Below are 1,342 nucleotides of genomic sequence, written 5' to 3' on the forward strand. Positions count from 1 at the left end.
AAAGTAAACCATGAAAGAGAGAGTTATTTCCTAATGAATATTTTACAACAAATGTTAGACAAATTGTGGCTGGATCTTACCCAAAATGGAGAAAAGGTCCTGCACCAAGAACTTGGCTTTGATGACTAGCTTGAACTTACCATGTCTACAGGACGCAGCTTGTGCTTAAACTTGATCAAATTTTTCTTGGAAGAAGCTGATCGGCAATTCAAAGCGTTCGCGATCCGTCAGCATAAATATACGGTCAAAGCGATCCGTGAAACTACCAAGACGACTTTATACGGTGAGTTCACCCTCAAACGGACCTACTATCAAAGCAAAGACAGCCAGAACTATTTCTTCTGGTTAGATCAGGTGATCGGCTGGCAAAAATATAGCCGGATGACTCTCGGAGTCAAAGCACGGATCTTAGAAAATGTAGCCACACACACTTATCAAGAAGCACTCGAGATGATCCCGCAGGTCGGGTCCATTCCAAAACCGCAGTTATGCAGATCGTGCATCAAGAAGGAACACGGCTGCCCAACGAGCCTGTCTTGAAGCAAAAACATAAAAAAAGACCGATCAAGACCCTGTTCCTTGAAGCTGACGAAGACCATGTCGCTTATCAGGATAGTACGAATCGTTTTATGAAATTAGTTTATGTTCATGAAGGTTATGACTTGACCCAGCCACGACATCAACTGATCAATCCGCACTACTTCACCGGCAACTATCCCGGTACAGATAATGAGGAATTATGGACAGAAGTCCTGGATTATATCGATGCCAACTATCAGCCGGAGCAGGTCTATTTGAGTGGTGACGGTGCCAAATGGATCAAAAACGGCGCTGCTTTTATCCCCCACTGCACCTTTATCCTAGATCGTTTTCACCTGCGTAAGTATTGTAAAAGAGCGGCCGTCGGGATCGCGGGCTTGGACCGGACTTTGTATCAGTGGGTTCTGCCCGGACAAATGAAGTTCATCCGGGATTATTTTACAGTCCGTTTCAATGATCTCACGGTAACTGCCAGTCAACTTCAAAGTTTGAAACAGGCAGAGAAATACTTGACTAACAATGTCAGCGCCATCAAAGATAACGGTTTGACTGCCTATCATGGGTGTTCAGCTGAAGGTCACATTAGTCATTACCTGTCCCGCCGTTTGAGCTCGCGTCCGCTGGGTTGGAGTTCAGCCGGTGCGCAAGGCGTGGCCCGGACAAGAATCTTTCAGCTTAATGGCGGTAACATCACCCGCTTTTTACAAGCGGAGCAACGGCAAGCAAGCAAACAAGCAAAAGTGACCAAGTTAGATCGGCGTTTGCATTTCAAATAAAACATTAAAAATAAGTATTATGAACA

The 1,342-nt window shown here is 45.0% G+C and carries 2 protein-coding genes; both read left to right on the top strand.

What is annotated here, in order from left to right; translation table 11 throughout:
• Positions 1-141: 141 nt before the first annotated feature.
• Entirely contained in the window at positions 142-540 is a 399-nt protein-coding gene (locus FC65_RS12800) for a UPF0236 family transposase-like protein (protein ID WP_268872488.1), read from the top strand.
• Positions 489-1,316, top strand: a complete 828-nt coding sequence (locus tag FC65_RS11660) for a UPF0236 family transposase-like protein (RefSeq protein WP_268872489.1) — start codon at positions 489-491, stop codon at positions 1,314-1,316. Before FC65_RS12800 ends, FC65_RS11660 begins: the two co-directional genes overlap by 52 nt.
• The last annotated feature ends 26 nt before the right edge of the window (positions 1,317-1,342 follow it).

Source organism: Ligilactobacillus acidipiscis DSM 15836 (assembly GCF_001435755.1).
GTDB classification, from domain to species: Bacteria; Bacillota; Bacilli; order Lactobacillales; family Lactobacillaceae; genus Ligilactobacillus; species Ligilactobacillus acidipiscis.

Excerpts from the sequence above, each read along its gene's own strand:
- FC65_RS11660 (WP_268872489.1), top strand. The coding sequence starts at position 489 with ATGCAGATCGTGCATCAAGAAGGAACACGGCTGCCCAACGAGCCTGTC.
- FC65_RS12800 (WP_268872488.1), top strand. The coding sequence starts at position 142 with ATGTCTACAGGACGCAGCTTGTGCTTAAACTTGATCAAATTTTTCTTG.